The organism is Actinomadura sp. NPDC049753, from assembly GCF_040674655.1.
In the GTDB taxonomy this organism is placed as follows: domain Bacteria; phylum Actinomycetota; class Actinomycetes; order Streptosporangiales; family Streptosporangiaceae; genus Spirillospora; species Spirillospora verrucosospora.
Window position 1 is genome coordinate 1 of record NZ_JBFARL010000389.1, and the last position, 3,110, is coordinate 3,110.

Consider the following 3,110-nt stretch of genomic DNA (forward strand, 5'->3'; position numbering starts at 1 on the left):
CCGGTGGGCGTCGCCGCGCGGCTCGGCGGCGTAGCGGGTGCCCGCGCGCGCCCAGCGCTCGGCGACGGCGCGCCAGTCGATCCGCCGCGGCTCCGCGCCGGTCCTCATCGCGCGCCCGAGCTCGTCGAAGAACAGCTTCCAGCGCTCGGCGTAGTAGCCGCCGACCAGCCCGTTGAACTCGCGGCGCGCGTAGTCCTGGAGGCCGGGGCTGCCACTCTCCCACAGCGTGACCAGCGACTTGAGGTTGTAGTCGAGGGTCCGCGCCTCCCCGGGGTCCGCCGCCTGCCGGGCCGCCTCGCGCTGCCAGGCTCCGAGGAGGAAGTGGGGGTCGGCACCGAGGACGTCGTCCATGAGGCGGATCTCGCTCGTCCACCGGGCGGTGAGCCGCGCGAACGCGGTGCGGTCGCCGTCCCGGTAGGCGGCGCGGATCTTCGGCAGGAGCAGCCGGCCGCGGTTCGCCAGCACCTGCCTGGCGACGTCCACGAGGTCGTAGCGGTAGGCGCTGGAGCGCCGCAGGCGCGGATCGACGTCGAGCAGTTCGCGCAGGGCCTTCTCGAACTCCCCCGGGTCGTACTGGAGCGGCGTCCCGGTGGTGGTGAGGCTCGGCTGGTCGTCGAACAGGCCGGTCACGTGCCGGGTGTCCTTGCCCGCGGGCCACGCGTAGGCGGTCCGGCCGATGATCCGCCAGGCCGCGAGCGCGTGCGGGTCGGCGGCGCCGTACCGGGCCGTGGCGTACTCGTCGAACCAGGCGTCGACGTCGACCGGGCCGTCCCGCCACGGCATGTCGGCGAAGAACGCCACCGCCGCCGGGTTGTTGTCGATGGCCTCGGGCATCAGCGCGATGCCGTTCATGGCCGTGCCCTGCCTGGCGCGCCAGGCGTGGAACTTCTCGTTCCACACGGTGAGGCCCGCGCCGAAGTTCTGGTGGCCGCCGAAGTTCCAGATCGTTCCGAACGCGTACTGCGTGCCGAGGAAGTCCTTGTCGCGGTCGGTCACCCCGGGCTGCTCGGTGATCCCGTCCACGATGAACATGCGCGAGCGGTCGACCGCCCGGAGGGTCTCCGCGCGGGGGTTGTTCTGCCAGCCGAGGATCACCCAGGTCGCGCCGGGATGCGCCGCTTCGAGGGCGTCCTGCACGGCCCGGGACGCCTCGGGCACCGGCACGGACCCGGCCCGCCCGCCCTCGTGCAGCAGGTCCATCTTGTACATCGCGCTCGCCCCGTACAGCTGGGTCTGCGCCTCGTAGAAGGCCGCCGCGACCTTGCCGAACTCGGGTCCGGTCGGGTCGAGCCAGTCGGGGCGCTCCAGGCCGTTCCAGGTGCCCTGCGGGACGGTGTTCGCCCCCGGGTTGCGGGTCTCGAAGTCGGTCGGGACGGTGCCGTAGTAGCCGGGCAGGACCGGCGTCATGCCCAGCTCGCGCAGCCGGTCGACCATGCGCCGCGCGAGCGCCGCGCGCCGGTCGATCAGCTGCTGGGAGATCGGCGAGTCGGTGCAGCACATGTTCTGCAGCAGCCACCACGCCTGGTGGCCCGGCTGCGGGATCCAGGCGCGCATGTCCGCGGCGCTGTAGCCGAACTGCTGGAACGTCCGCTGGTAGACCGCGTCCTGCCCCTCGTACACCAGGACCTCGTTGATGCCGAGCAGCGCGAGCGCGTCGATGCGGCGCTCCCACTCCTCCCAGCTCAGGTACGCGCCGGCGTATCCCTCGTTGGTGTCGTTGAGCGCGAACCGGTGCGCGACCGAGGAGTCCGCCTCGATCGGCGCGGAGGGCAGGGGCAGCCGCGCGGGCAGGTCGAGCTGCGTCCCGCCGATCGCGACGTTCGCGTGCGCGACCTCCCGCAGGTAGCGGCCGAACCCGGTGAGCTGGACGGCCGGGGTCGTGCCCGCGACGACCAGGCGCCCGTCCTCGGCGGAGACCCGGAAGCGGTCGGGGCCGGAGCCCTTGGGGATCGTCCGCAGCCCGACCTGTCCGGCCCTGTCCCGGCCGAGGAGCCGCTCCAGCGCGCGGGCGGCGGGTCCCGTGGCGGGGGCCGCCGGCTCCGCGCCGCGCGCCGCCGCCGGGGCCACCGCGGTCAGCGGGAGCGCGAGCAGTGCGACCAGCATGACGATGGCCGACCGCATGCGGCCACCGGCTTCCCTCCGTCGGCCCGGGACCATGGCGGACACCTCCACCGCGAGGTTTGTTAAGCTCGTTGAAAAACTGGAGCGGCCTTCATCATGAGGGCGCCGGGTCCCTCGGTCAAGGGTCCGTCCGCGATCTTCTGGAGGGGCATGGGAGAGGATCGCGCGGTCGGCACGCCGGTGCTGCGCCGCCTCAACACCGCCGCCGTCCTGCGGGCGGTGCGCGGGCGCGCGCCCGATCCGCTGCGCCTCGCCGAACTCGTCGAGCTCACCGGGCTCACCCGTCCCACCGTGGGGCAGGCGGTGGACGACCTGGTCGAGGCGGGCTGGCTCCAGCAGCACGACCCGGCGGCGGCCTCGCGGCACGGCGGCCGCCCCGCCGTGCGCGTCTCGCTGCGGGGCCGCGCCGCGCCGGTGCTGGGGCTCGACGTCGGCCCCCACACGGTCAGCGCGGGGGTGAGCGACCTCGCCGCCCGGCGCCTGGCGGCCGTGCGCCGCCCGGTAGGGCGGAGCGAGGCCGGCCACCTCCTGCGCGCCGTCGACGAGGTGGTCGGGCGCGCCCTGCGGGAGGCCGGCCTCGGCGCGGACGAGATCGCCGGCGTGGTGGCCGCCACCCCGGGCATCGTCGACCCCGGAGCCGGACGCGTCCTGCTGGCGCCGAGCGTCCCGGGCTGGACGTCGGTGGACCTCGCCGGCCACCTGCGCGACCGCTTCCCCTGCCCCGTCCAGGTGGAGAACGACGCCAACCTCGCCGCCCTGGCCGTCGCCGGGGAGCGCGGGACCCTGCTGGCCGTGCAGTGGGGCGAGCGCCTCGGCGCCGGCGTCGTGATCGACGGCCGCCTCCACCGGGGCTCGGGCGCCGCCGGGGAGATCGGCTTCATCCGCCCGCCCGGACGCTTCGGCGGCACGTGGCCGACCCGGCGGTAGTGGGCCATCCTCCATCGCCTCCGATGATTAACGCATTAACTACTTTCTGCCGACCCTACGGC

The 3,110-nt window shown here is 74.7% G+C and carries 2 protein-coding genes; one reads left to right on the top strand and one right to left on the bottom strand.

Going from position 1 to position 3,110, the window contains the following annotated elements:
* Positions 1–2,121 (bottom strand): alpha-N-acetylglucosaminidase (locus AB0K37_RS41335; protein WP_363991475.1); only part of this gene is annotated, 2,121 nt, incomplete at its 3' end.
* 150 nt (positions 2,122–2,271) lie between these two features.
* On the opposite strand from AB0K37_RS41335, the gene AB0K37_RS41340 reads away from it, so the two are divergent.
* Complete coding sequence (locus AB0K37_RS41340; RefSeq protein WP_363991478.1) at positions 2,272–3,048, top strand: ROK family transcriptional regulator; 777 nt, start codon at positions 2,272–2,274, stop codon at positions 3,046–3,048.
* Positions 3,049–3,110 lie beyond the last annotated feature (62 nt).